22 protein-coding genes are annotated in these 26,621 nt (G+C 71.7%); 14 read left to right on the top strand and 8 right to left on the bottom strand.

Annotated features, from left to right (window positions below; all coding sequences use genetic code 11):
* Positions 1 to 20 precede the first annotated feature (20 nt).
* Positions 21 to 1,169, top strand: coding sequence for a hypothetical protein (locus tag ABZX61_RS57995; protein WP_355209800.1), 1,149 nt, complete (start codon positions 21 to 23; stop codon positions 1,167 to 1,169).
* Between the two features lie 129 nt (positions 1,170 to 1,298).
* Here the strand turns inward: ABZX61_RS57995 and ABZX61_RS57990 are convergent, their stop codons facing one another.
* The gene (locus tag ABZX61_RS57990; RefSeq protein WP_355209797.1) at positions 1,299 to 3,101 is read right to left on the bottom strand and encodes a cytochrome c oxidase assembly protein; all 1,803 of its coding nucleotides are present in this window, start codon (positions 3,099 to 3,101) and stop codon (positions 1,299 to 1,301) included.
* A gap of 184 nt (positions 3,102 to 3,285) precedes the next feature.
* Here ABZX61_RS57990 and ABZX61_RS57985 point away from each other — a divergent pair, with 184 nt between their 5' ends.
* Positions 3,286 to 5,247, top strand: coding sequence for a beta-N-acetylglucosaminidase domain-containing protein (locus tag ABZX61_RS57985; RefSeq protein WP_355209794.1), 1,962 nt, complete (start codon positions 3,286 to 3,288; stop codon positions 5,245 to 5,247).
* A 12-nt stretch (positions 5,248 to 5,259) separates the two neighbouring features.
* Here ABZX61_RS57985 and ABZX61_RS57980 read toward each other — a convergent pair whose 3' ends face one another.
* Complete coding sequence (locus ABZX61_RS57980) at positions 5,260 to 7,209, bottom strand: beta-galactosidase family protein (protein ID WP_355209791.1); 1,950 nt, start codon at positions 7,207 to 7,209, stop codon at positions 5,260 to 5,262.
* A gap of 142 nt (positions 7,210 to 7,351) precedes the next feature.
* Between ABZX61_RS57980 and ABZX61_RS57975 the strand changes: the two genes are divergently transcribed.
* From ABZX61_RS57975 to ABZX61_RS57935, 9 genes are all read left to right on the top strand, one after another.
* On the top strand, positions 7,352 to 8,326 hold the full coding sequence (locus ABZX61_RS57975) for a LacI family DNA-binding transcriptional regulator (RefSeq protein WP_355209789.1): 975 nt from the start codon (positions 7,352 to 7,354) through the stop codon (positions 8,324 to 8,326).
* A gap of 206 nt (positions 8,327 to 8,532) precedes the next feature.
* Positions 8,533 to 9,855, top strand: coding sequence for a carbohydrate ABC transporter substrate-binding protein (locus tag ABZX61_RS57970; RefSeq protein ID WP_355209786.1), 1,323 nt, complete (start codon positions 8,533 to 8,535; stop codon positions 9,853 to 9,855).
* Position 9,856: 1 nt separating this feature from the next.
* Positions 9,857 to 10,750 carry a sugar ABC transporter permease gene (locus tag ABZX61_RS57965; protein WP_355209784.1) on the top strand — a complete coding sequence of 298 codons (894 nt, stop codon included), beginning with the start codon at positions 9,857 to 9,859 and terminating at the stop codon, positions 10,748 to 10,750.
* Positions 10,751 to 10,761: 11 nt separating this feature from the next.
* Complete coding sequence (locus ABZX61_RS57960) at positions 10,762 to 11,628, top strand: carbohydrate ABC transporter permease (protein ID WP_355209782.1); 867 nt, start codon at positions 10,762 to 10,764, stop codon at positions 11,626 to 11,628.
* A 29-nt stretch (positions 11,629 to 11,657) separates the two neighbouring features.
* Positions 11,658 to 11,837, top strand: a complete 180-nt coding sequence (locus ABZX61_RS57955; RefSeq protein ID WP_350727556.1) for a hypothetical protein — start codon at positions 11,658 to 11,660, stop codon at positions 11,835 to 11,837.
* The gene (locus tag ABZX61_RS57950) at positions 11,834 to 13,246 is read left to right on the top strand and encodes an alpha-L-fucosidase (RefSeq protein ID WP_355209780.1); all 1,413 of its coding nucleotides are present in this window, start codon (positions 11,834 to 11,836) and stop codon (positions 13,244 to 13,246) included. Before ABZX61_RS57955 ends, ABZX61_RS57950 begins: the two co-directional genes overlap by 4 nt.
* The gene (locus tag ABZX61_RS57945; protein WP_355209778.1) at positions 13,243 to 14,409 is read left to right on the top strand and encodes a hypothetical protein; all 1,167 of its coding nucleotides are present in this window, start codon (positions 13,243 to 13,245) and stop codon (positions 14,407 to 14,409) included. Before ABZX61_RS57950 ends, ABZX61_RS57945 begins: the two co-directional genes overlap by 4 nt.
* Positions 14,406 to 16,775 carry a discoidin domain-containing protein gene (locus tag ABZX61_RS57940; protein ID WP_355209775.1) on the top strand — a complete coding sequence of 790 codons (2,370 nt, stop codon included), beginning with the start codon at positions 14,406 to 14,408 and terminating at the stop codon, positions 16,773 to 16,775. Before ABZX61_RS57945 ends, ABZX61_RS57940 begins: the two co-directional genes overlap by 4 nt.
* Before the next feature lie 167 nt (positions 16,776 to 16,942).
* On the top strand, positions 16,943 to 17,194 hold the full coding sequence (locus ABZX61_RS57935; protein WP_350727552.1) for a hypothetical protein: 252 nt from the start codon (positions 16,943 to 16,945) through the stop codon (positions 17,192 to 17,194).
* On the opposite strand, the gene ABZX61_RS57930 is transcribed toward ABZX61_RS57935, so the two are convergent.
* Positions 17,174 to 18,232: an LLM class flavin-dependent oxidoreductase gene (locus tag ABZX61_RS57930; RefSeq protein WP_355209772.1), complete on the bottom strand. Its 1,059-nt coding sequence runs from the start codon at positions 18,230 to 18,232 to the stop codon at positions 17,174 to 17,176. The two genes, ABZX61_RS57935 and ABZX61_RS57930, sit on opposite strands and share 21 nt — an antisense overlap.
* A 133-nt stretch (positions 18,233 to 18,365) precedes the next feature.
* On the opposite strand from ABZX61_RS57930, the gene ABZX61_RS57925 reads away from it, so the two are divergent.
* Entirely contained in the window at positions 18,366 to 19,058 is a 693-nt protein-coding gene (locus tag ABZX61_RS57925; RefSeq protein ID WP_355209769.1) for a hypothetical protein, read from the top strand.
* Positions 19,059 to 19,064: 6 nt separating this feature from the next.
* On the opposite strand, the gene ABZX61_RS57920 is transcribed toward ABZX61_RS57925, so the two are convergent.
* Positions 19,065 to 19,691, bottom strand: coding sequence for a TetR/AcrR family transcriptional regulator (locus ABZX61_RS57920; protein WP_350727549.1), 627 nt, complete (start codon positions 19,689 to 19,691; stop codon positions 19,065 to 19,067).
* A gap of 84 nt (positions 19,692 to 19,775) precedes the next feature.
* On the opposite strand from ABZX61_RS57920, the gene ABZX61_RS57915 reads away from it, so the two are divergent.
* Positions 19,776 to 20,978, top strand: coding sequence for a cytochrome P450 (locus ABZX61_RS57915; RefSeq protein ID WP_355209766.1), 1,203 nt, complete (start codon positions 19,776 to 19,778; stop codon positions 20,976 to 20,978).
* 78 nt (positions 20,979 to 21,056) lie between these two features.
* Positions 21,057 to 21,956, top strand: a complete 900-nt coding sequence (locus ABZX61_RS57910) for a CHRD domain-containing protein (protein ID WP_355209764.1) — start codon at positions 21,057 to 21,059, stop codon at positions 21,954 to 21,956.
* Between the two features lie 94 nt (positions 21,957 to 22,050).
* Here the strand turns inward: ABZX61_RS57910 and ABZX61_RS57905 are convergent, their stop codons facing one another.
* The 4 genes from ABZX61_RS57905 to tatA all read right to left on the bottom strand — a co-directional run bounded on the left by ABZX61_RS57905 (position 22,051) and on the right by tatA (position 26,572).
* Positions 22,051 to 23,346: a hemolysin family protein gene (locus ABZX61_RS57905; protein ID WP_355209761.1), complete on the bottom strand. Its 1,296-nt coding sequence runs from the start codon at positions 23,344 to 23,346 to the stop codon at positions 22,051 to 22,053.
* A gap of 65 nt (positions 23,347 to 23,411) precedes the next feature.
* Positions 23,412 to 25,937 (bottom strand): magnesium-translocating P-type ATPase, encoded by a 2,526-nt coding sequence (gene mgtA / locus ABZX61_RS57900; protein WP_355209758.1) that lies wholly within the window; start codon positions 25,935 to 25,937, stop codon positions 23,412 to 23,414.
* Positions 25,921 to 26,289 carry a metalloregulator ArsR/SmtB family transcription factor gene (locus tag ABZX61_RS57895; protein WP_350727544.1) on the bottom strand — a complete coding sequence of 123 codons (369 nt, stop codon included), beginning with the start codon at positions 26,287 to 26,289 and terminating at the stop codon, positions 25,921 to 25,923. Before ABZX61_RS57895 ends, mgtA begins: the two co-directional genes overlap by 17 nt.
* Positions 26,290 to 26,308: 19 nt before the next feature.
* Complete coding sequence (tatA, locus tag ABZX61_RS57890; RefSeq protein WP_355209755.1) at positions 26,309 to 26,572, bottom strand: twin-arginine translocase TatA/TatE family subunit; 264 nt, start codon at positions 26,570 to 26,572, stop codon at positions 26,309 to 26,311.
* Between the last annotated feature and the right edge of the window lie 49 nt (positions 26,573 to 26,621).

Raw genomic sequence — 26,621 nt, 5'->3', positions numbered from 1 at the left:
CTCGCCAGAAAGGCTGCGCCATGTTCGTGCCGCTCGAAGGCCCGGCACCATCGGTGGCCGCGCAGGAGTCGATGCCGGGCTGGGCGACCTGGGCCGCCGTGGCCCTGGTCGCGCTGTCCACGCTCACCGGCGCCTACCTGGCCCGGCGCAACACCGCGAGCGTCAGTGTCTGGCTGGCCGTCGCCTCGGCCCTGATGCTCGTCACCGCCCTGATCGACCTGCTGCCCGATGCCTGGGAGGAGGCCGAGGCCACCGGCGTGCCGCTGTGGGTGGTGGGGCTGGCCGGGGTGTTCGGGTTCGTGGTCATCACGTACTTCACCCGCAAGGGGTGCGGCCACAGCCATGACGATGGCGGTCCCGGCGGCCGTCACGCGCCCGGCGTGCACCGGCGGGTGAGGCGGGCCGTGAGCGCCGCCGTCTACGGCGGGGTGGGGACCGCCGCCGCGCTGTCCCTGCACCGCATGATCGAGGGCGCCACCCTGGCGCTGGCCGCCTCCGCCGTCGTGGTGGCCGCCCTGGTGATCCACTCGGCCAGTGAGGGGCTCGCGCTGACCGCCCTGCTCGACCTGGCGCGCAAACGGCTCGCACCGTGGCTGACGGTCTCCTGTCTGGCCCCGGCGGCCGGCGTCGTGGTGGCCACCGTGGCGCCTCTGCCGCCCCAGAGCGTGCCGATCCTGCTCGGCATGATCACCGGGGTGCTCCTGCGTACCGCGCTGATCGGCCTGACGATAGCCCGCGACAGCCGGCGGCTCTCGCGGCGGCACCTGGTCCTCGCGGCCGCCGCCGTGGCGGCCGTGGGCGGTCTGCTGGTTTCGGCTCAGGCTCTGCTCGCGGCCGGCCGTCCCGAGGGGGCCGCGCCCGTCGCCGCCGGGCCGCTGCCGCGCCCGAGCCCGGCACCGCTCTCCCGGCAGCTGACCCCGGCCGAGCTGCGCGTCGCGGTCGCGACCGGACGGATCGGCCTGGAGTCCCTGCTGTCCCGCAGGGACGCGACCACCATCGGGGCCGACGCCGCAGCGCTGCTCCGCGTCCTGCCGGGGCATGCCCCCGACGAGATCACCGAGACTCTGCGGAAGGCGAAGATCGACGGTGGCGCCACCATCGGGGACCTCACCCTGCGCCAGCGCCACCTCCTCCTCGCCGCCCTCAGCGACGCGATGCCGAGCCGATGACCCGCAGGGGAGGCGCCCGCACCGCGCGGCCGCGGGCGCGCTCAAGGATCGGCTCGCCGAGTCGGCGGGCTTGTGCGTGCGCCTGGCCTCACCGTTCCGGGCCGCGGTGGTGGGCGCCGAGCACGTGCGTCACGGGCTTGGGACGTGCCGCGCCTGCCGTACGGCCAGGAGGGCGAGCGGGAGCAGCGGGACGAGCAGGTGGACGGCCCCGGCCAGCTGCTGGTCGGTGAGGAGGTCCGGCCCGTCGTCGGGGCCCACCAGGTAGAACCAGTCGGCCGCGACCGGCGGGCCGAGCAGCAGGAACGCGCCCACGGCGAGCTGCACCAGCAGCACGCCGCCCAGCAGCCCGGCACGCAGCGGCCGGGAGACGGGGCGCGGCATCGGGTCCACGCCGGCCAGCACCCAGAAGACCAGCAGCCCGCCGCCCAGGAACAGGGCCATGGTGAGCAGGTGGGCGGCGTGACCGGCCAGCGACCAGACCAGCCAGCCGGTGCGGTACAGCAGCGGGAACGCCACGATGTACGCCGCCGGCAGCAGGGCGAGGAAGGTCAACCTGCGTCTCTGGAGCCAGGCGCCGAGATCGCCGTACTGGGAGGACTCCGTGGTGGCCCGGGCGGCGAGGGTGAGCGGGGCCCCGAGGCAGAGCAGGAGCGGAGCCACGACGGCCAGCACGACGTGCTGCAGGGCCTGGACCGACAGCATCGCCCGCGCGTAACCGCCGATCCCGGAGAGCAGGACCAGCGCCAGGAGCGCCAGGCCGGCGTGCCAGGCGAGCGTGCGGCCGAGCGGCCAGTCCCCCACGCGGCGCACGCCGACCAGGTATCCGACGGCGGGCAGGGCCAGGCAGAGCAGGATCAGCGTGTCCGGGCGGAGCTCGGTGAGCAGCGCGCCGGGCGTGAAGGGCGGCAGGTCGTACTCCAGCAGCCGCTCGTGCGCGTCGCCGGCGCCCGGCGGCGGGGGCGGCGGCGGGGTGCGGGACAGGCCGACGGCCAGACCCATGGCCGCCATCATCACGATCATCTCGCCCGCCGCCAGCCGGACGAAGACGTGGCGCGCGCTCCGGTCGGCGACGTGCGCGACCGTACGGCTCCGGTGGGTCCAGCCGAACAGGCCGAGCAGCGCGAGCGCGGCGGTCTTGGCCAGCAGGAACTGCCCGTACTCGGTCTGCCAGAGGTCGGACACGACGTTCAGCCGCACCCACGCCCCCATCACCCCGGAGACGGCCACCGCCGCGAAACAGCACAAGGCGATCGTGCTGAACCGGGACAACACGGCCCGCAGGTCACCGGAGCGGCGGAAGTGGATGAGGACGGCGCCCAGCCCGCCGACCCACAACGACACGGCGATCAGGTGAGCCGTCAGCGCGGAGACCGCGACGTCGTGGTCGGCGGCCGAGGCGGCGTGCCCGACGTAGGCGGGGGGCAGCAGCCCGAACGCGGCGACCGCGAGCGCGACCCACCCGGGCAGGCGCGGCAGCCGGGTGGCCAGGACGACCATGGTGATGGCGCCCAGCACCGGCAGCAGAGCCCGCGCCTGCGGGATGGTCAGGCCGTAGCGCAGCAGGCCGGGATCGGCGATCAGGTCCGTGACGGGCAGCGGCAGCACGTACGACATGGTCAGCGGGTAGCTCAGGGCGGCGGTGACCGCCCACCCCAGCGCCCACCACCGGGCCGCCCGCAGGCAGGCCGCCTTCTCGGGCGAGCCGGCCGGCGCGAGGACGACGGCGGCCAGCAACGTTCCCAGGGTGGCCACCGCGCACAGGTCGTAGCCGAGCTTGACCAGCGGCAGGGCCCACTCGGTGACCGGGCCGGCGGTGGGCAGACCGGCGATCACCGGCTCCGCCTCAGCACCCCCGAACCGCAGGGCCGCGACCAGCACCACGGCCCCCGCCGCCACCACCGAACCGGCGTAGATCCGCGTCGCTGCCCTCATATTCATCGGATACGCGGAGGGGCGCGGACCGGTTCATTGGCAGGGTTTGCCGGACATGTGCCGCATTGCAACTCTTGACAGTAAAGATGCCGATATTAGGGTGATGATCAGGTTGCCGGTCTAGACCGCGCAGAGAAAGGCGCGCCCCCCGACCCCTCATGGGTATAGACCAGTGGAGACTTCCTTGAGCAGACGCAAGATCACCCCTGCGGCGTGCCTCGCGCTGGCCGCGACCCTGTGTGCGGGGGCGCTCCTGCCCGTCCCCGCGGCCCATGCCGCTCCCGTCTCGCCCTTGCCCTCGGTGTCGCCCACGCCGCAGTCGCTGACCGGCGCCGGCGCCGCCGCCGTCGTCACCGGCCGGGTGCTCGTGGTCGCCGACGGCCAGACCGACCCCGCCGCCCGCGACCGCCTCGTACGGGAGCTCAAGGCACACGGCGCCGGCCGGGTGGACACGGTCGCCCCCGACAAGATCCCCGCGGGCACGTCCGGCCTGCTCAAGGTCCGCCTCGGCCCCGCGGCCCGTCCGGACATCGCGCAGGCGCTCGGCGGCGCGGTCGTCCCCGGCCAGGCCGAGGGGTACGCGTTGCGGGTCTCGGGCGGCACGCCGCGCCAGATCGCGCTCGGCGGCAAGGACGCCGCGGGCCAGTTCTACGCCGTGCAGACGCTGCGCCAGCTGTTCGTCCCGTCCGGCGGCGGCTGGCAGGTGGCGGGGGTCCAGGTCAGCGACTTCCCGTCCATGCCGCTGCGCGGCACCATCGAAGGCTTCTACGGCGCGCCGTGGACCCACGCCGAACGCCTCGACCAGATGGACTTCTACGGCGACGTCAAGGCCAACACCTATATCTACGCTCCCAAGGACGATCCCTACCACCGCGACAAGTGGCGCGACCCCTACCCGGCGGACAAGCTCGCCGCGCTGGGCGAGCTGGTGGCCCGGGCCGGCGCCAACCACGTCCGCTTCACCTTCGCGCTCTCCCCCGGCGTGTCGATCTGCTACTCCGACCGCGCGGACCGCGACATCCTCAAGCGGAAGCTGCAGGCGCTCTACGACCTGGGCGCCAGGGCGTTCTCCATCCCGCTGGACGACATCAGCTACACCCGCTGGAACTGCGCGGCGGACGAGACGGCGTACGGCGCGGCCGGACGCACCGCCGCTGCCAAGGCCCAGGTCGACCTGCTCAACGACCTGCAGCGCGACTTCATCGCCACCCACGACGGCGCCCAGCCGCTGCAGATGGTGCCCACCGAGTACGGCGACCTGACCGACACCACGTACAAGCAGACCATGCGGGCCTCCCTCGATCCCGCGGTCGAGGTGATGTGGACCGGCACCGACACCGTGCCGCCGGAGATCACCAACGCGCAGGCCGAGAAGGCGGCGCAGCTGTTCGGGCGCAAGGTCTTCGTCTGGGACAACTACCCGGTCAACGACTACGGCAACACCAGCGGCCGGCTGCTGCTGGCGCCCTACGACAAGCGTGAGGGCGGCCTGGCCGCGCACCTGTCCGGCATCGTGGCCAACCCGATGAACCAGCCGTACGCGAGCAAGGTCGCGGTCTTCGGCGCCGCGGGCTTCACCTGGAACGACAAGGCGTACGACGCGAGGAGGAGCTGGCCGCGCGCCATGGCCTATCTCGCCGGCGGCGACCAGGCGGCCACCGCGGCCCTGCTGGTCTTCGGCGACCTGGAGCACATGGCCCCGACCTTCGGCGGCACCCCCTGGCAGACCCAGGCGCCCGAGCTCGCCGCGCGGGTGGCCGCGTTCTGGCAGGCGTGGGACGCCGGGCGGCGCACCCAGGCGATCACCGCGCTGCGGCCGTACGCGAAGGCCATCGCCACGGCGCCGGCCACCATCCGCGGCGGAGCGGTGCAGCAGGGCTTCACCGACGACGCCGCGTCCTGGCTGGATGCCACCGAGCTGTGGGGCCGGGCGATGGTGGACCTGCTCGACGCGCTCCAGGCCCGGGAGGCCGGGGACGAGGCCAAGGCGGCCGCGTTGCTCGCCGGGTCGCGCGAGCTGCAGCGGCAGGCCCGCGCCGTCCGGGTCAGCCCGCCACGCAACCGCTGGGGCGCGGCCCAGCCGCAGGTCGGCGACGGGGTGCTCGACGTCTTCCTGGCCGCGGCCGACGCCCGGCTCCAGCGGTGAGGGGCCGGCGGGTCAGCCGAACTCCTCGACGTACTCCTCCGGCGGCCCCAGCTCGGGGCGGTCGCGCAGCTCCAGGGTCGCGCCGAGCCGTTCGAGCTCGAGGACCATCACGGTGTTGCGGCCCTCGCGGAGCAGCGGCGCCGGGCAGTACAGCGTGACCTGCGGCCCGATGTCCCAGTAGCGGCCGAGCAGGAACCCGTTGACCCAGACGAGGCCCTGCCGGGATCCCGGCAGGGCGAGGAAGGTGTCCGCGGGCGTCTCGACGTCCACCGTCGCGACGGCGAACCCGGCCGTCCCGGACCCGCGACCGGCGTGCCCGGCCTGCTCGGACCCGCGACCGGCGTGCTCGGCCTGCTCGGGCACGGGACCCGCGTGCCCGGACGCCGGGCCCGCGTGCTCGGCCTGCGCGCCCATGCCGGCGTCGAGCGCGCGGGTCAGCTCGGCGGTGGACCACTCCTGCAGGGCGATCGGCGTGCTCTCCCAGCCCTGCACGATCCGCCGGTCCACGAGGACCGGGCCGATCAGGCCCTTGTGCCGGCCGATGCCGGGCCCGTAGTTCACCCGGCCGAGGCTCTCGACCAGGACCTCCAGGTGGACGGCGGCGCCGGTGCCGCGTACCGGCAGCTCCCGCTGGTCGGAGCCGGTGACCCCGAGGAAGGCGCCGTCGGCGAAGACCAGGGCCCGGTCGCGTACATCGGTGAGGACAAGCCGGTGCTCGCCCGCCGGGATCCGCGGCCGCGCGCTGTGCAGGACCATGCCCGCGTCCAGCCCGAGCCGCTCGAACGAGGCCGGGCGCGGCCCGGTCGAGGTGGACGCCGGCACGGCACGCAGACCTGCCAGCAGGCCCGCGCGGTGGACGAGCGGGACGGACGCCGGCGGCAGCGTCGGCGTCCGCGCGGGCATCCGCACGGGCCCGCGCGCGCCGAGCGCCTCCCGCACGGCGAAGAACTTGGCGGTCAGCGTGCCGTCCTCGGCGACCGGCGCGTCGGAGTCGTAGCTGGTCACGGTGGGCTGCAAGCGGCCCTCGTGCTCGTTGGCGCCTGCCCAGAGCCCGAAGTTGGTCCCGCCGTGCGCCATGTAGATGCTCACGCTGCCGCCGTCGGCGACGATCTGCTTGAGCGCGTCCACGACGCCACCGGGGTCGCGGACGTGATGGCGCTCGCCCCAGTGGTCGAACCAGCCGTTCCAGAACTCGGCGACGACGAACGGCTCCTCCGGCCGCCGCGCCGCGAGCAGCCGCCGGGCGGCGTCGGGCTTGGAGCCCAGGGTGGCGGCCGCCAGGGTCCCCGGCAGGGTGCCGCCGTCCAGCATCAGCTCGGTGGGCCCGTCGGCGGTGAACAGCAGCTCCCCGATGCCGCGCTCGATCAGGGCCGCGCGGTTCCAGCGCAGGTACGCCTGGTCGTCGCCGAAGCTGCCGAACTCGTTCTCCACCTGCACCGCCACGACCGGCCCGCCCTCGGCGGCCTGGAGCGCGGCGATGCGCGGGACCAGCTCGTCGAACCAGCGGCCGACCGCCGAGGTGAACGCGGGGTCGGAGCTGCGGATCGCGACGTCGCGGCCGGTGAGCCAGCTCGGCAGGCCGCCGTTCGACCACTCCGCGCAGATGTACGGGCCGGGCCGGACGACGACGTCGAGCCCCTCCTCCCCCACCGTGCGGATGAACCGCTCGACATCCCGCCAGCCGTCGAAGCGCGGCTCCTCGTCCTCGCGCGGCTGGTGGAAGTTCCACGCCACGTAGGTGTCCACCGTGTTGAGCCCGAGGTCGGCGAGCCGGCGGATGCGGTCGCGCCAGAGGTCGGGGTGGACGCGGAAGTAGTGCAGCCCCCCGGACAGGATCCGATGGGGGACGCCGCGCCGGTACAGGCGGCGCCCGCGCCAGGTGAGCGCGCTCTCAGCGGTCGGGGTCGTGGTCGTGGTCGTCGTCGGGGCCGGCGAGAGGTCCGGCGCGGGCAGCTCGATCACGGTGGGAGAGCCTATGTTATCGATGCCATACGTAACAAGAGCGGTAGGATCAGCTGACGACGTCGCGGGCAGGCCGCAAGAGGGGAGCGCCATGACGAAGGCCACCGAGCAACCCACTGGTCGGCCCACGAGGCAGCCGAGCATGGCTGACGTGGCCAGAGCCGCCGGGGTGTCGGCGCAGACCGTCTCGCGCGCGCTGCGCGACTCACCGAACGTCAACCCGGAGACCAGGAAGCGCGTGATCGCCGCCGTGGAGCGGCTCGGCTACCGCTTCAACAACGCCGCCCGGGTGCTCTCCTCCGGGCGCACCTACACCGTCGGGCTCGTGCTACTGCAGTCCGGCGGCTACTACTCGCGCTCGGCGGTGACCGCCGGCGTCGAGGCGGCCGCGGGCGCGGCGGGCTACGCGGTGAGCATCGCGACCATCGCCAGGCTCGACACCGGCCTGATGGAGCGGTCCCTGTCCAAGCTCGCCGACCAGGGGGTGGACGGCATCGTGATCGCCGTGCCGCTCATCTCGGTGACGCAGAAGATGGAGGACATCACCCGCGACATCCCCACCGTCACGCTCGACGGCTCCCGCACCGCGAGCGCCCGGGTGCTCGGGATCGACCAGAAGGAGGCGGGCCGCGTCGCCACGCAGCACCTGCTCGACCTCGGGCACCGCCAGGTGTGGCACGTGTCGGGCCCCGACGAGTGGATCGAGGCGCGCCAGCGGCGGCAGGGCTGGCAGGAGTGCCTGGCCGCGGCCGGGATCCAGGCGCCGCCCCCGCTGGAGGGCGACTGGTCGCCCGACTCGGGATACCGGCAGGGGCAGGTCCTCGCGATGATCCCGGACGTGACCGCGGTCTTCGCCGCCAGCGACGAGATGGCCTTCGGGGTGATCCGCGCGCTGCGCGAGCACGGCCGGTCGGTGCCCGCCGACGTGTCCATCGTGAGCGTCGACGACATCGCCCTGGCGGCCTACTGCCACCCGCCGCTGACGACCGTGCGGCAGGACTTCTACCGCTCCGGCGCGGCGGCCGTGGCCCTGCTGCTGGCCGGCGAGGCCGCCGACACCCTCGCCACCGCGTCGCTGTCGGTGCGCGACTCGACGGCGCCGCCGCGTCACCACTGAGTCATGTCGCGCTTGTCCGCAAAGTGCCTCTTGCGCCTTCATGTTATCGATGCCACTGTAACAACGTCCGGACCCAGCCGAGAGATCCAGATCCCCGGCCGGCGGCGCGGCGCCCCGTCGTCGTGACCTCCGGCGCGGCCGGACCCCGGACTCGTTCCTCCGCCTCACCCAGGTGGGCAGTCGTCCACGGGAAGGACTCCAGAACCATGAGGAGATCACTCGTCCTCGCGAGCGCCGCGATCTCGGCGCTCGGACTGCTCACCGGCTGCTCGGCCGACGGGGACGGCTCGGGCTCCGGCAAGACGACCCTGAGCGTCGCCGCCCTCGAAGGCGGTTACGGCCGGGACATGTACGCCCAGGTCATCCAGGCGTACAAGGCCTCCCACCCCGGCGTCGAGGTGCAGTTACAGATCTCGAAGAGCATCGAGGACGAGATCACGCCGAACATGAAGGCCGGGCGCTTCCCGGACGTCGTGGTGCTCGGCCAGGGCCGCAAGGCCGCGCTCACCGAGACGCTCATCAAGGACAAGGCCCTCGAGGACCTGACGCCCGTGCTGAAGGCGAAGGTCCCCGGCGAGGACAAGACCGTGGGCGACAAGCTCATCGGGGGCATCGTCGGCAACCTCAACACCAACCCGTACGGCACCGGCCAGACGTACACGATGCCGATGTACTACGCGCCGAGCGGGCTCTTCTACAACAAGGGGCTGTTCGCCCAGAAGGGCTGGAAGGTCCCGGCCACCTGGGACGAGCTGTTCGCGCTCGGCGAGAAGGCCAAGCAGGAGAAGATCTCGCTGTTCACGTACCCGACCGCCGGGTACCTCGACGCGTACTTCTTCGCCCTCCTCGCCGACGTCGGCGGGGAGCAGTTCTACACCGACGTCATGACGTACAAGCAGGGCGTGTGGCAGACGCCGCAGGCCCGGCAGGCGCTCGACCTCACCACCCGGCTGCTGAAGTACGCCGCGCCGACCACGGTCGGGTACGCCAACGAGCAGGACTTCACCAAGAACCAGCAGTCGATCCTCGACAACAAGACCCTGTTCATGCCGAACGGAACCTGGGTCGTCGGCGAGATGAAGGACGCCCCGCGCGCCGCCGGCTTCCAGTGGGGCCTGACGCCGCTGCCGCCGGTCACCGTGGGCGGCAAGCGCTTCGTCACGACGTCGGTGGAGTCGGTCTGGGTTCCCGCCGCCGCCAAGAACAAGGACGCGGCGAAGGAGTTCGTCGCCTACCTGTACTCCGACGAGGCGGCGAAGATCTTCGCCGGGTCGAACGCGATCCAGCCGATCAAGGGCATCGCGAGCAGCCTGTCCGGGGAGAACGCCGAGTTCTACAAGGTCTACGAGGAGACGACGGTCGAGGCGCTCGTCGGCGGGTTCGCGAGCACCGCGCCCGTCGAGGGCGTCGACATCAAGGCCGCCCTCTTCGACACCGCCAACAGCATCATCAGCGGCGACAAGACCGAGGACCAGTGGCAGGCCGCACTCAACGACGCCAGCGAGAAACTGCGCCAGGCAGGTGGGTGAGGTGACCACGCGGCGGCGCGGCGACGGCCTCTTCGTACTCGCCTGCCTCCTGCCCGCGCTCGTGCTCTTCGCCGTGTTCATGATCGTCCCGACCCTGAACGTGTTCCGGATGTCCCTCTTCACCTGGAGCGGGTTCTCCCCGGACATGCGCTTCGTCGGATTGGGCAACTTCGCCCGGCTGCTCGAGGACGCGCAGTTCGTCCGCGCGTTCCAGAACACCGTCGCGCTCCTGGTCGTCGTGACCGTCGTGACGATGGGCACGGGCCTGTTCCTCGCGGCGATCATGACCCGGCAACGGCTGCGGGGCCGGACGGTGTACCGGTTCGTCCTGTACGTACCGAGCGTGCTGTCTGTGGTCGTGATCGCGGCGATCTTCTCCGCGATCTTCGACCAGAAGAACGGCCTGCTCAACGGCACCCTGCGGCTGCTGTCGCTCGACGGTCTGCAGCAGATCTGGCTCGGCGACCAGCAGCTCGTCATCTGGTCCGTCGCGATCGCGATGGTCTGGCAGTCGCTCGGCTACTACATGGTCCTCTACATGTCCGGCATGGCGAGCATCCCGGAGGAGATCTACGAGGCCTCCGCGCTCGACGGCGCGTCCGCGGGGCGGCAGTTCTTCGCCATCACGCTGCCGCTCATCTGGCAGAACCTCCGCACGACGCTGACGTTCTTCGTCATGAGCGCGGTCAATCTCAGCTTCGTCCTGGTCCGCGCGATGACCGGCGGCGGGCCCGACGGCTCCTCCGAGGTCCTGCTGAGCTACATGTACAAGCAGGCGTACACGAACTCGTCGTACGGCTACGGCATGGCCATCGGCGTCGTCGTCTTCGCCTTCTCGTTCCTCGTGTCGCTGCTGGTCAGCCGCGCGACGCGGCGCCAGCCCCGCCAGTTCTGAGGACCGCCACCATGACCACGATCAAGCGCGCCGGAAGACCGCTGACCTACGTGCTCGTCACCGCGATCGCCCTGGCCATCGCGGTGCCGGTCGGCTGGGTGCTGCTCGCCTCGCTCAAGGAGAAGGACGAGTTCTACGGCAGCCCCTGGACGCTGCCGGAGGGCCTGCACGTCCAGAACTACGCCGACGCGTTCGTCACCGCGCGCATGGGCCAGTACTTCTTCACCTCGGTGCTGGTCACGGTGCTCGGGCTGGTGTTCGTCGTGGCCGTCTCCGTCCCGGCGGCCTACGTCATCGCCCGGTACGAGTTCCGCGGCCGCGGCCTCGTCGAGGTCGCGATGCTGGCCGGGCTGTTCGTCAACGTCAACTACATCGTCGTGCCGATCTTCCTCATGCTCGTCGGCTGGGACCGCGCGCTCGCCGACGTGTTCCCCGACGGCTTCTTCATCGACAACCCCGGGGTCCTCTCGCTCGTCTACGCGGCCACGTCGATCCCGTTCACCATCTACCTGCTCACCGCGTACTTCCGGTCGATCCCGGCCGACTACGAGGAGGCCGCGGCCCTGGACGGGGCCTCCCGCTTCCAGGTCATGGTCAGGGTGATGCTGCCGATGGCGCGGCCGGCGCTCACCACCGTGATCCTGTTCAACTTCCTGGCCTACTGGAACGACTTCATCATCGCGCTCACCCTGCTGCCCGGCGAGGGCAAGACGCTGCAGGTGGGCCTGCTCAACCTGATGACCGCGCAGAAGGCGGCGGCCGACTACGGGCGGCTGTACGCCGGCATGGTCATCGTGATCGTCCCCGTCCTCATCTTCTACGCGCTGATCCAGCGCCGGCTGATCGAAGGCATGGCATCCGGCGGTGTGAAGGGCTGACCGGCCCGTTTCCCAGAGAGGAAACCTTCATGAAGGATTCGACGCGCAGCGTGCTGCTCGTCACCGCTCGCACGCTCGTCGCAGCCGTCTGCGTCGCCGTCGTCGTCGCCGCCCGTACGACGGCCGGGTGGGGCAGCCTCGCGATCATGCTCGCGGCACTCGTGGGGCTGCTGGCCGTGCTGGCCTCGTACAACCGGCGGTTCCGGTGACCCTTCGGACACTGGCGGCGGTACGGCCGAGCGAGCGCCAGCTCGCGTGGCAGGCGATGGAGTTCTACGGGTTCATCCACTTCGGCATGAACACGATGACGGACCGGGAGTGGGGCGAGGGGCACGACGACCCGGCCGCCTTCGACCCGGAAGGGCTCGACGCCGACCAGTGGGTCAGGGCGCTCAAGGCCGCCGGGATGACCGGCGTGATCCTCACCTGCAAGCACCACGACGGCTTCTGCCTGTGGCCGAGCGACGTCACCGCGTACTCGGTCGCCGCGTCGCCCTGGCGCGGCGGCCGCGGCGACGTGGTCGCGGAGGTCTCGGAGGCGGCGCGGCGGCACGGCCTGCGGTTCGGGATCTACCTGTCGCCCTGGGACCGCACCGAGGCCTCCTACGGCAGCGGGAGCGCGTACGACGACTTCTACGTCGCGCAGCTCACCGAGCTGCTCACCCGGTACGGGCCGGTGTTCACGGTGTGGCTGGACGGCGCGAACGGCGAGGGCCCGAACGGCAGGCGCCAGGTGTACGACTGGGAGCGGTACTACGCCGTGGTCCGCGAGCTGCAGCCGGACGCGGTTATCAGCGTGTGCGGCCCCGACGTCCGCTGGTGCGGCAACGAGGCCGGCAGCACCCGCCGCGACGAGTGGAGCGTCGTCCCGCGGGCTCTGCTGGACGCCGAGCGGATCGCGGACCGCTCGCAGCAGGCGGACGACGGCACGTTCGCCCGGCTGGTCCGCAGCGACGATCTCGACCTCGGCAGCCGCGCCGCCCTGGCGGGGCGCGAGGACGACCTGGTCTGGTACCCGGCGGAGGTGAACACCTCGATCCGGCCCGGATGGTTCCACCACCCGGCCGAGGACACCCTGGTCCGGCCCGCGGACGAGCTGTTCGGCATCTACCTGCGTGCCGTCGGCGGCAACTCCTGCTTCCTGCTCAACGTCCCGCCCGCCCGTGACGGGCTGCTGCGGGAGGCCGACGTGGCGGTGCTGGAGCAGCTCGGGCGGCGTGTCGAGGACTTCCGGGCGCGACGCGTGCAGGCGACCGTGACGGTGTCGTCCGGTACGGCGGGCGACGTCGCGACCGCGTGGCCCGGAGGGGGCCGCACGCCGTGGCGGCCGGACGACGCCGACCCCCAGCCCGGCGTGCGGCTCGTGTTCGCGCGACCCCGACGGGTCGAGGCGATCGTGGTGGGCGAGGACATCGCGCACGGGCAGCGCATCGAGCACGTCGTGGTCCGGGGCCGCCGGGACGGCCGGTGGACGACGCTCGCGGAGGCGAACGCGGTGGGTTACCAGCGCATCCTGACGTTCACGCCGGCCGAGGTGGACGCCGTGCTGGTCGAGGTGCCGCAGGCGCGGGACACCCCCGTCGTCGCCCACGTGACCGCGATCGGAGCAGCGTCATGAAGGCCGTCCTCGTGAAGAGCGCCACCGGGAACGCCGCCGGGAAGAGCGCCCTCAAGAACGCCGCCGGAAAGGGCGCCCCCAAGAGCACCGCCGGAAAGGGCACCGCTCGTCGCCGGTCACCCCGCGCGGCCGTCCTCGTCGCCGCCGTGGTGGCCGCCCTCGCCGCGCTGGTGCTCGGCGGCGTGGCGCTCGCCCAGCGTACGGACGAGGTCGCCGCCCTCGACGGGCACGCCGTCACCCGCGACGAGCTGCTCTTCCACATGCGTCGCCTGACGCCTCAGGTGGAGAACGAGCTACGCAACCAGTATCGGCTTCAGGGCGCGATCGACTGGAACGCGAAGGCCGGCGACAAGACCGCGCTCCAGCGGCTCGCGGCCCGCGCGCTGGACGAGATCCGGCGGGACAGGACGGCGCTCGTCCTGGCGAAGGAGCAGCACCTGACCGGCTCCGTCGACCACGCGGACTTCCTCGCCGAACTGGCCGCCGAGAACGAGCGGCGTGCCGACGCCATCGCCAGGGGCCAGGTGGTCTACGGCCTGGCGGAGTTCTCCCCCGAGGAGTACTACTCGCACCGGCTCACCGGGCTCACGACGGGCCTGAAGCAGCGGCTCAGCGCGAACGGCCCGCTCCGGGTGACCGACGCCGAGGTCCGGCGGGCGTTCGACGCCGACCGGGACTCCTGGAGCGCCAACGCGACCACGTACACGTACGCGACGCTCGTGGTGCCGGTGCCCGACGGCGCCCCTGCCGACCACACGGCCGGCCCCACCGCCGGCTACGCGGCCGGGCTCCAGCGGCGCGTGGCCGCCGCCGGCCGGCTGGCGGAGCTCGCGGACCGCGAGCCCGGCGCCAGGCTCACGACCGCCACGCAGCGGGGCGGCGGCTCGGCCGCCCACGACCAGGAGCTCATGGCCGTGCTGGGCAAGCTCGCGCCGGGCCAGATCTCCGGCCCGGTCCCGGGCACCGGCCAGATCACGTACTACCAGCTCAACGGCAAGACCGTCGACGAGGACGCGGCGTTCGCCGAGTACTCGCGGCGGATCCGGCAGTCGCTCATCGAGGAGAAATTCGACCAGTTCCTCCAGCGCCGGGTGGCCAGCAGTGTCTTCAAGGTCGACACGGCGGCGGTGGACGCCATCAACGCAGAGGATGTTCAACAGTGAAACCTGTCGGTACCGCACCCCCCGCCGCATTACCCGCGCCCGCCCGCCGGCGGCCCGTGGCCCGGGCGCTCCGCGTGGGCCTCACCGCCCTGCTCGCCGCGCTGCTCGCGGGGTCGCTCGCGCCCGCCGCGAGCGCCGCCGCAGCCGCCGCCGCAACCCCGGACCGCTCCCCCGCCGCCGCCAAGAAGGCGGACTTCCCGGGCAACACGCCGAACCCGACGGGCGGCAAGGACTACTTCATCGACGCCACGACCGGCCGCGACAGCGCGGCCGGGACCTCGCCGCAGACCGCCTGGCGCACCCTGGCCAAGGCGAACGCGACGACGTTCAAGCCAGGCGACCGGATCCTGCTCAAGGCCGGCGAGCAGTGGAACAACGAGCAGCTGTGGCCGAAGGGCTCGGGCAGCGCGGGCAAGCCGATCGCCATCTCGGCCTACGGCGACTCGAAGGCCCGCCGGCCGTACATCGCGACGAACGGCCGGGTGCCGAGCCCCTTCCGGGCGGACGGCACGAAGAACCCCGACACGGTCGGCCGGACCGGCGCCATCGTGCTGCGCAACCAGCAGTACTTCGAGATCGACAATGTCGAGCTGTCCAACGACGACAACTTCGCCACCGACATCACCACGGGGACCTACGTCCGCGACGGCATCATGGTCTCCATCAACGCCGACCTGCTGGCGGCCGGCGCGGACAGCGTCATGGACCACTTCCGCATCTCCAACGTGTACGTCCACGACCTCGACGGCCCGAGCACCTGGCAGAAGATCCACTACGGCGGCGTCAACTTCCAGGTCTTCGGCGGCAAGAGCTACAAGGCGTACGGCACCGGCGGCTACTACTTCAAGGACGTCCGGATCGAGAACAACACCTTCGTGAAGGTCGAGCTGCACGCCGTGCAGTTCTCGTTCAACTGGTTCGCCGCCGACGGAGCCGACGCCGGCCAGTACGACGAGAGCGGGAAGTTCCACGAGGGCTGGGAGCAGCTCTGGGTGCGGACCCGCGACCTGTACAGCCGTGACGTCTACATCGGCCACAACTACGCGGAGAGCGTCGGCCAGGGCGCGTTCCAGTTCGCCAACGCCAAGAACATGACGGTCGAGTACAACGAGGTCAACGGCTTCCTCAAGCGCTACAACGCGGTGTCCTGCGGGCTCTACCTGTGGGCGGGGGCCGACTCGGTCATGCAGTTCAACGAGGTCTACGGCGGCCCGGACAACGAGTACGACGGCACCCCGTGGGACCTGGAGTACACGAACTTCAACGTCACCTACCAGTTCAACTACTCGCACGACAACGCCGCGGGCTGGATGGCGTACATGGGCAACAGCTCCAACTCGGTCGCCCGCTACAACCTGAGCGTCAACGACAACGGCGTGCTGGTGAAGAACATGTTGTCGACGAACTACTCGCCGACCTACTTCACGAACAACACCTTCGTGTACGACGGCGCGGACCTCGACTCCATGCACGACGAGACGTTCCTGAGCAGGGTCTACTTCCTCAACAACATCTTCTACAACACCTCCACGACGAGGCCGACGCCCTGGTACCGCCGCACGGGCGCCCTGCGCCAGGCGGTGTTCGCCAACAACGACTACTACGAGGCCGGCGGCACCCACTCCACCCAGGAACCGGCCGACCGGGCCGGCCTGCGCGCCGACCCGAGGTTCGTCGGCGACCCGGCGAAGTACGTCACCGGAGCGGGCGTGGACCGGATCCGGACGGCCGCCGCGCACTTCAAGCTCCGCGACGACTCCCCGCTCATCGACGCCGGCCGCTACAACCCCCACCTGGGCACCGAGGACTTCCTGGGCACCCACATCTACTACGGCGACGCGCCGGACATCGGCATGGCGGAGAGCCCGATCGGCGTGAAGGTCACCAACCCGGTCGACGACGACCCCATTGAGAACGAGCCCGGCGACGGCCGGGTCAACCTCGCCCTCGGCAAACCGGTCACCGCCGGCTCGACCCACCCCGGCCAGAACGGCACGCTCGTCGCCGACAACCTGACCGACGGCAACCCGGCGACCCGCTGGGCCGCGGCCGACGACGCCACCTACCCGATCACGCTCGACATCGACTTCGGCACGGCCACCACCTTCGACGAGGTCTACCTGGACGAGTACACCGACTCGGGCACCAACCCGCGGGTCCAGACGTTCGACCTGCGGCGGTGGGACGCCGGGACCGGCTCCTGGGTGACGTTCGCCAGTCGCGCCGACGGCATCGGGCACGACCGGTCCGTGACCGGCTTCGGCAGCGTCACGACCTCCCGGCTCCGGGTGTCGCTCACCGGGAAGGTGCCGAGTGAGGTGTACACCCCGACGATGACCGAGATCGCCGTCTATCGCGCCGCCTAGCGATACGGGCGGGTGGCTGCCACGGCCGCCGCCCGCCCGCCGTTCACGGGAATGCCCTCCCTGACATAAGCCACAAACCCGGATACCTTGCCCGACCTGCAACAACACTCCGAACAACCACCGACAACCGAGCATCAAACCCGGCAGACCACAACACCGGGAGCACCATGAGAACTGGAACGAGAGCAGCCCTCGCCGTCATCACCGGCGCCCTCACCACGACCGCCACGTTCCTCATCACCGCCGCCCTGAGCCCCGTCCCGACCCCTGCCCAGCCCGGCCTCCAGCCGTCCCGGCCCCACTGCGCCGGCCGCCACGGCACCTGGCACGCCACCAAACGGACGTGCCGCCGCGACCCCGTCGGCCGGTCCCGTGAGCTCAGCCCGGCCCGGCCGGGGTCAGCCGCGCAGCAGCGGTAGGAGCCGGTCGCCCTGGCGTCTGATCTCCGGCAGGTAGGGGGTGTCGGAGAGGACGAAGTGGGTGATGCCGAGGGCCTGGTAGTCGCGCAAGGATTTCGCCACGTCCTCGGCCGAGCCGACCAGCCAGGTGCTGCCCGCGCCGCCGCCCCCGTACCTGCCGGGGGCGGTGTAGAGGTTGCCGTCGAGCACCTCTCCCCGCGCGGCCAGGTCGAGCAGCCGCCGCTGGCCGACGGCGGCGCGCCAGTTCGGGTCGCGCGAGATGCCGCCTCCGGCCATCTTCCCGACCCTGGCCTCGGCGTCGGCCCAGGCCTGTTCGGTGGTGTCCCGCACCAGCGTGGTGACCCGCAGCCCGAACTCCAGCGGAGGGTGCTCGCGCCCGAGCCCGTCGCTGAGCCGCCGGAGCCGCTCGATCCGCTCGGCGACGTCGTCAAGCGGCTCGCCCCAGAAGAGCTGGACGTCGGCCTCGGTGGCGGCCACCCTCTCGGCGGCCTCGGAGGCGCCGCCGAAGTAGAGCCGGGGGTGCCGACGTTCGCCCCGGACGACGGTGCGCGGCGCCACGGTGGAGCCGGTGACGCTGAAGTGCTCGCCGTGGTAGGTGACGTTCTCCTCGGTCCACAGCTTGCGCACGATCCGCATGAACTCCTTGGTACGGGCGTAGCGGTGCGCCTGGTCGCCCTCGCTGTCGCCGTACGCCGCCAGGTCGTCCTTGCCCGACACGATGTTGACCAGCACCCGTCCCCCGGAGAGATGGTCCAGGGTCGCGGCGGCGGAGGCGAAGTTGGCGGGCCGCCAGTAGCCGGGCCGGACCGCGATCAGCGGCTGGAACGTCGTCGTCCGAGCGGCCAGCGCGGTGGCGACCGTGAAGGTGTCGGGCCGTCCCCAGCCGGCGCCGATGAGCGCCCCGCTCCACCCGTGCTCCTCGACGGCCCTGGCGTGGCCGCTGAGGGTCTCCAGGCTGTTGTGGTCCGCGACGACGTCGTCGCCGCGATGCCCCGGCTGGGCCTGGTTGGGGATGTACCAGAGGAACTGAAGGCTCATAAAACCCATTATTCCCGTAGGTAAAGCCTAAAACATCCGCGAAAGTTTCACCCAGGGTTGACTGGCCGAGTCAACAAGCGCAAAGTGTCATTTAGTTTGGATGTCAGCCAAACTAACCATGAAGGGATCCAGCATGCGCAAGATCGTGCGTTCCGCCGTCCCCGTTTGCGTACTGGCGATGGTCGCCGTCCTCTTCGCCCCGCCCGCGCTGGCCGCCACCTGGTCCTCCACCGACCGATGGGGCACCTGGTCCAACGGCGGCTACACGCTCTACAACAACATCTGGGGCAGCGGCGCCGGCCCGCAGACCATCTGGGCGAACTCCTACAGCAACTGGGGCGTGTGGGCCAACCACCCCAACACCGGCGGGGTGAAGTCGTACCCGAACGCCACCAGGTACGTCGGCAAACGCATCAGCGCCCTCGGCAGCGCCACCAGCAGCTTCAACGTCACCGTGCCGAACGGCGGCTCGTACACGACGGCGTACGACATCTGGGACTCGGCCAACGCGTACGAGATCATGCTCTGGATGAACAAGCACGGCGCCGTCGGCCCGATCGGCTCCCGCCAGACCGGCGCCACGGTGGGCGGTCACAGCTGGGACGTCTACCGCGGCAGCAACGGCGCCAACCAGGTCTTCTCGTTCGTCAGGACCGGCAACACCAACTCCGGCACCGTGGACGTCAAGGCGGTGCTCAACTGGCTGCGCACCAACGGCTGGATGGGTGACGTGACGCTCGGCAACGTGCAGTTCGGCTACGAGATCACCTCCTCCAGCGGCGGGATGGACTTCGTCACCAACAGCTTCTCGGTGTCCGCCGGCTGACCGCTCCTAGGCCTGGGGGTGGTCGTCCCCTCGGTAGACGGCCATCAGCAGCGGGCGGGTCAGGTCCGCCATCTCGGCGGGTGAGCGCGGGCAGTCGTGCTGGAGCCAGTCGGTGGCGACGCCGATGAGTGCGCCCGCCGTGAACGCGGCGGGCACGTCGTGCGGGGTCCGGGCCGTGAAGTCGGTCGGGGTGTCGTCCCCGGTGGCCTTGCGGCGCGCGCCGACGTAGGCCGCGACGGTGGCGTGGCGGCGCACGTGGTCGATGACGCGCGCGCTGCCCTGGGGACCGAGCACGCTGCGGTAGAGGCCGGCGTGCTCGTCGAGGTGGGCGAAGAAGGTCAGCAGCGTGTCGGGGGCGTCGTCCGGGACATCCCGGACGCCGGGGTCGGGGATGGCCTCGATCAGGTCGTCGATCATCGTGGTGCACGCCGCCTCGGCCAGTTCGTGCACGTCACGGTAGTGGTCGTAGAACGTGGAGCGGCTCACCCCGGCGCGTTCGGCGACATCGGCGACGCTGATCCTGGACAGGTCGCCGTCCTGGACGAGGTCGATCAGCGTGCGTTGCAGGGCCGCTTGCGTGCGGCGCACCCGCGGGTCGCTCAGGTCGCTCTTTCTGTCTCTGGTGAGGGCCACGCCTCAGTGTACTGTGCCCTACATCTGTAGGTTAGCCTACAGATGTAGGGAAATTTGGGAATGGCACGCTGATTGGGGACAACCGTGACCGCTGACTCCGCTGAGACGCTCCAGATCACCCGCACCTGCCCGTACGCACCGCCCGAGCAGCACCTTCGCCTCCTGCGTGAGCAGCCGGTCACCGAGGTCGCGCTGCCGGGCGGTTCGAGCGCCTGGGTCGCCGCCCGCTATGAGGACATCCGTACGGTCCTGAGCGACCCGCGTTTCAGCGCCGACCGCCGCCATCCCAACGCCCCCAGGCTGAGCGGCGAGATGGCGCCCGGCGACTCGCCGCTGCCCAAGATGATGCTGGAGATGGACCCGCCCGAGCACGGTCCGGCGCGGCGCGCCGTGATCGGGGAGTTCACCCTCAGGCGCATCGCGGCCCTGCGGCCGCGCATCCAGCAGATCGTGGACGAGCACCTCGACGCCATGCTGGACGGTCCCCGCCCGGTCGACCTGGTGCGGGCGTTCGCCCTGCCGGTGCCCTCGCTGGTGATCTGCGAGCTGCTCGGCGTGCCGTACGGGGAGCACGACTTCTTCCAGACGCACTCGGCGCAGCTGCTCAACCGCGCCGCCACGCCGCAGGAGCGCCACCACGCCTCCTTCGAGCTGGCCGTCTACCTGGACAAGCTGATCAGGGCCAAGGAGGAGGACCCGACCGACGACCTGCTCGGCCGCCAGGTGGTCAAGCAGCGCGAGAGCGGCGAGGTGGACCACGGTGCGCTGCTCAGCCTGGCGTTCCTGCTGCTCATCGCCGGGCACGAGACCACGGCCAACATGATCTCGCTGGGCACGTACATGCTGCTGCGCCACCCCGACACGCTCGCCGCGCTGCGCGAGGACCCGAGCAAGACGCCGGGCGCGGTCGAGGAGCTGCTGCGGCACTTCACCATCGCCGAGTTCGCGATCATGCGGGTGGCCACCGAGGACGTGGAGCTCGGCGGCACGGTCATCCCGGCGGGGGCGGGCGTGCTCACGCTGGCCAACGCCGGCAACCGCGATCCGGAGGCGTTCGCGGACCCCGACGCGTTCGACATCGAGCGCGACGCCCGCAGCCACCTGGCCTTCGGTTACGGCCCGCACCAGTGCCTGGGCCAGAACCTCGCCCGCGTGGAGCTGGAGATCGTCTTCGACTCGCTGTTCAGGCGGATCCCGGACCTGCGGCTGGCCGTGCCCGCCGAGCAGCTCTCGTTCAAGGACGAGGCCAGCGTCTACGGGATGCACGAGCTGCCCGTCACATGGTGACGCAGAACCGTTGAACCAAGTTCATGAATCGGCCCGTACCTCCCAGGAGTAAGCAATCACCTAACCAAGGGCCGATTCATGAACAAGCGCACCCTCGCTCTTCCTGGCCTGGCTATCACCACCGCACTGGTCGCCGCTCCCGTGCCACCGGCCGCCGCGCAGACCAGCACTCCCGTCTATCTGGCCGCCAGCCTCGCCGGCAAGAACGAAGTGCCCGCACCCGGCACCAAGGTCGGCGATGACGACGGCGGCGCCCTCGCGGTCTTCCGCATCCACGGAAACCGCGTCGACTATGCCGTCCGCTGGAGCAACGTCAACGCCCCCAGCGGCTTCCACATCCACAAGGGCAACGCCGGCCAGAACGGCGAGGTCAAGATCCCCTTCATCACCACCGCCCTGCCGGCCCAGCTCCACGCCATCAAGGGCACCGTCATCGTCAAGGACCTCAACCTCCTCGGCCGCATCCTCAACAACCCCCAGGGCTGGTACGCCAACCTCCACAACGCCGACTTCGCCGGCGGCGCCGTACGGGCCCAGCTCCAGCGCATCCGCCCCGTCGCCCTGGAGAGCATCCTGGCCCACGGCTTCGGCCGCACCCTGACCACCCGCGCCGACGGCAAGCAGGAGATCCCCGCCCCCGGCACCAAGGTCGGCGACCACAACGGCCGCGCCGCCTGGCTCGTCCAGCCCGAAGGCGACCGCGTCTGGTTCGCCGCCACCTGGAAACACGTCGACACCCCCACCGCCGCCCACGTCCACCGCGCCCCCAAGGGCAAGAACGGCCCCGTCGTCGTCCCCTTCTTCGAGGCCAAGGACGGCCTGCCACCCAGCGTCAACGGCCTCGCCGGCAGCTCCAAGACCGACACCGCCACCGCCCGCCGCATCTGGAAGAACCCCAAGAACTGGTACGCCAACCTGCACAACGCCAAATTCCCCGGCGGCGCGGTCCGCGGCCAGCTCTACAAGGGCGACTGGTAGCGGGGGTCTCCTCGGCCCGGCGCGGGTGCGCCGGGCCGAGGAGGCGGTCCGGCTGGGGTGGTCGGTCCCGCGCGGCTGACGGGCCGGCTCGGGTCTACGCGTCCTGTTCCGCGGCGTCGGGTACGGCGACCGGATGCAGGCGGACCTGCGTGATCGCGTGGCGTTCGACCCCGAGGACCTCGATGCGCCAGCCGGCCACGGTCACCGACTCGCCCGGTGCGGTCGGCACCCGTCCGAGCTCGGCCAGGACCAGGCCCGCGACGGTGGTGTAGTCGCCCTCCGGCTGCCCCTCCAGGTGCACGTCCACGTCCGGCAGGTCGTGCACCGGGAAGCCGCCGGGCATCGTCAGCGTCCCGTCGTCGCCGCGCTGGACGGTCTCCAGATCGCTGTCGGTCTCGTCGTAGATCTCGCCGACCACCTCTTCCAGGAGGTCCTCCAGGGTGACGATGCCGTCCACGGCGCCGCGTTCGTCGACGACGAGGGCGAACTGCTGGCGTTCGGCCTTGAAGCGGCGCAGCGCGTCGGAGACGTGCAGGCTCTCGGGAAGGACCAGGGCGGGCCGGGCGACGTCCGCGGCGGCCTCGGCGTCCTGGGTGAGCAGGTCGCGCAGGTTGGCGATGCCGAGGGTGTCGTCCAGGTTGCGCCCCCGGACGACCGGCGCGCGCGAGTGCCCGGATGCCGCGAGTTCGGCCGCGGCCTGCCGGAGCGGGGTGCCGGCCTCGATCGTGAACACCTGGCGCGGGGGCACCAGGACCTCGCGCAGCACCCGTTCGGTGATCTCGACGGCGCCGGAGATGATCAGCCGCTGCTCCGGGGTGAAGCCGCGGTGGACGCTGACCAGATCGCGGATCTCCTCCGGGCTCATCTCCTCCCGGTGCAGGTCGGGGTCCCCGCCCATCAACCGGACCGTCAGGTCGGTGGACCTGCCCAGCGCCCAGATGACCGGCCGCGACATGCTCCCCAGCACGCTCAGCGGACGGGCGACCAGCAGCGCCCAGGTCTCCGCGCGCTGCATCGCCACCCGCTTGGGCGCCAGCTCGCCGAACACCAAGGTGAAGAACGTCAGCACCAGGGTGACGAGGATGATCGCCACCGGACCGGCCGCGCCGCCGAGGAAGGACAGCAGCGGCACCAGGGGTTCGGACAGGGTCACCGCCGCGGTGGCCGAAGCGAGGAATCCGGCCAGGGTGATGCCGATCTGGATGGTCGCCAGGAACTGGTTCGGGTCGCGGGCCAGCTTGGCCAGCACCCGTCCTCCGCTGCTGTGCTGCTCCAGGCGGCGCAGCTGGCCCTCCCGCAGGGAGACCAGCGCGAGCTCGCTTCCCGCGAACACCGCATTGATCACGATGAGGACCGCGACCAGGGCGAGTTGCACCCAATAACCATCCACGAAAGGGGTTCCTCCAGACGCCATGACACTTGCTGTATTGCGCAACTATAAAACAAGTGTGGCGTCTATGGCGTTCTGCGGCCTCTGTCCCGGAATCTCCGGCGGGTGATGGCCAGCAACGTGCCGCCGTACAGACCGACCACCGCCAGCAGCCAGAGGTAGCTCGTGGCAGGCAGCGCGACCAGCCCGAACGCGCTCGCCAGCGGCGAGAGCGGCAACAGCAGGCCGACCGCGGCGAGCGCGCCCGTGGCCAGCCCGAGCGGGCGCGACACCCCGCTGATGGGGCGCAGCAGCAGCATGATGACGGCCTGGGTGAGCATGTTCTCGATGAACCAGCCGGTGTGGAAGGCCGGCGCCCCCTCCACGCCGAGCACCCAGGTCAGGACGGCGAACGTGACGAGGTCCGCCACGGCGTTCAAGGCCCCGAACCCGACGACGAAGCGCAGGATGGCACGCGGCCGGAGCCGGAGAGGGCGGCGCAGGACGGCCGGGTCGGCCCGGTCGAAGGCGAGGGCGAGCTGCGCGGCGTCGAAGCACAGGTTCTGCACCAGCACCTGGACGGGCAGCATCGGCAGGAACGGCAGCGCCAGCCCGGCCGCGAGCATCGCGATCACGTTCCCGACGTTGGACGACAGCGCGATGCGCAGGTAGGTGACGATGTTGCCGGTGCTGCGCCGCCCGGCGGCGACCGCGTGATCGACCGCGGCGAGATCCTTGGCCGCCAGCACGACGTCGGCCGCCTCCCGGGTGACGTCCACCGCGCCCCTCGGGCAGATGCCGACGTCCGCGGCGCGCATGGCGGCCAGGTCGTTGACGCCGTCGCCGAGGAAGCCGACGGTGTGGCCGGAGGCGCGCAGCGCGTGTACGACCCGTGCCTTCTGCTCCGGGGTGCAGCGGGCGACCACCGTCGCCCGGCCGACGGCCTCGGCCAGCTCGGCGTCGGACAGGTCCGCCAGCTCGCCCGCGTTGACCACCGCGCCCACGCTCAGGCCCAGGTCCCGGCAGGTACGGGCGGCGGTCGCCGGATGGTCGCCGGTCAGCACCTTGGGAGTGATCCCGCGGCGGGAGAGCGCCGCCAGGGCCCCGGGCGCCTCCGGCGACGGCTCGTCGGCCAGCGTGACGAAGCCGGCGAAGGAGAGCCCGCGCTCCTCGCCCAGGCGGTGGACGGCAGGGCGGTCGGCCGTGGCGACCGCGAGCACCCGCAGCCCTTCCTCGGCCAGCCGGTCGGCCAGGCGGACGGCCCGCAGGCGATCCGGCGGGCTGAGCGTGCAACGTTCCAGCACCGGCTCCACGGCGCCCTTGACCACGACGCGGTGCGCGCCGCCGTCGTGCACGAGCGCGCACGAGACGCGGCTCACCGGATCGAACGGCGAGGCGTCCACGCCCTCGACGTCCCCATGGTCGGGCGCGCCGAGCAGGATCGCCTCGTCCAGGGCGTCGGGCACCGGCGGGTCGGCCAGGTGCAGCGTCCAGAAGCTGTTGATCGCGGCCCAGCGCAGCACCTCGGGATCCGGACCGCCGTCCGGGCCGATGGAGTCCCGGAGCACGGGACGGTCCCGGGTGAGCGTGCCGGTCTTGTCCATGCACAGCACGTCGATCGCGCCCACGTCGTGCAGCGCGGCCAGCCGCTTGACGATCACGCCGCTGCGCGCCAGCAACGCCGATCCCCTGGCCAGGGCGGTGGTCACGACGACGGGCAGCATCTCGGGCGTGAGCCCGACGGCCACCGCCACCGCGAACGGCAGCGCCTCCAGCCCCCGGCCGCGCAGGACCGCGTTGGCCACCAGCGCCACCGGCGGGATGATCACCATGAGCCGGACCAGCGTCCAGGAGATGCCGTTCACCGAACGGTCGAACGCCGACAACCTGCGCGCCGGCGCGGCGGAGGAGCCCGCGAGCATCGTGTCCGCGCCAGTGGCCGCCACCACCGCCAGCGCGCTCCCCGAGACGACGCTGCCGCCCTGCCGGCACAGGTGGTCGTCACCCTCGGGCAGGTCGAGCGCCCGCTTGGGAACCGGGGCCGACTCCCCGGTCAGCGGCGCCTGGTGCACCGTCAGACCCCTGGCACGCAGCAGCCGGACGTCGGCCGGCACCAGGTCGCCCGGCCCCAGCTTGATCACGTCGCCCGGTACGAGCTGATCGACCGGGATCTCCCGCTCCCACGGCTCGGCGTCCTCCGACGCACGCCGCCGGACCGTGGCCGTGGTGGCCACCAGCTCCCGCAGCGCCGCGGTCGAGCGGTCGGCCCGGTATTCGCCGTTGGAGCGGAGCACGCAACTGGCCACGACCAGGAGCACGATGACGCCCGCCGTGCCCCAGGACGCGATCAGGGCCGACACCACCCCCAGCGCGAGCAGCACCATCGTGAACGGGTCCCGCAGGCTGCGCGCCAGTCGCCGCGGCCAGGACACGGGACGACGATCGGGAAGGACGTTCTCACCGTGGCGGAGCAGCCGGGACTCGGCCTCCGCCTCCACCAGGCCACGCGGCCCGCTGTCCAGCAGCCGCAGCACCTGCAGCCTGCTCAGGGCCGCGACCTCGTCCCCGGCCGGCCGGGACGGCGTGCTCGGCGCCTCAGGCGCCCAGACCACGGGCCTGCCCCCCCGGGCGGCCCGCCCGCTCGGCAAGGCGTCCCACCAGCACCTGGACCGTGGCGACGATGTCCTGATCGTCGATCAGGTAGACCACCCGGCGCCCCTCGCGCCTCGACCGCACCAGTCCGGCCAGCTTCAGCTTGGCCAGGTGCTGGCTGACCGCGGGAAGCGCGCCGCCCACCCGCTCGGCCAGCCCGGTCACGTCGCATTCGCCCTGTGCCAGCGCCCAGACGATGTGCAACCGCGGAGGCGACGACAGCAGCCCGAAAGCGGCCGCGGCTTCGGCCAGCACGTCGGCGGGCGGGTCGCCGACCTCCCCCATCGCCACCGTCACTCCTCCTCCGGACATAGCCGCCCAGTCTAGGGCGTCACGGCTTGGCCTGCCCGTCCTCCCGAATACCCGCGCGCAGCCTGGCCGCCTGCTCCTCCAGCCGCCGCGCCTGCTCCTCCAGCGTCGGGCCGGAGGGCGGCGGCTCGGCCGGTTCGTCGTCGCGGAGCTTGCCGGCCTCGGCCTTGAAGATCCGCAGGGACCGGCCGACGGCGCGGGCCGTCTCCGGGAGCTTCTTCGCGCCGAAGAGCAGCACGAAGACCAGGGCGATGATGAGGATTTCAGCCCATCCGAGATCCTGCATGAGGAGTCCTAACGTTGCTCGGATGCGCAAGTATAGGAGTGTCCGGGCG

The organism is Nonomuraea sp. NPDC003709 (assembly GCF_040610775.1).
In the GTDB taxonomy this organism is placed as follows: domain Bacteria; phylum Actinomycetota; class Actinomycetes; order Streptosporangiales; family Streptosporangiaceae; genus Nonomuraea; species Nonomuraea angiospora_A.
The sequence above is the reverse complement of the archived record's forward strand: the minus strand, read 5'-3'. Positions and strand labels throughout refer to the sequence as shown.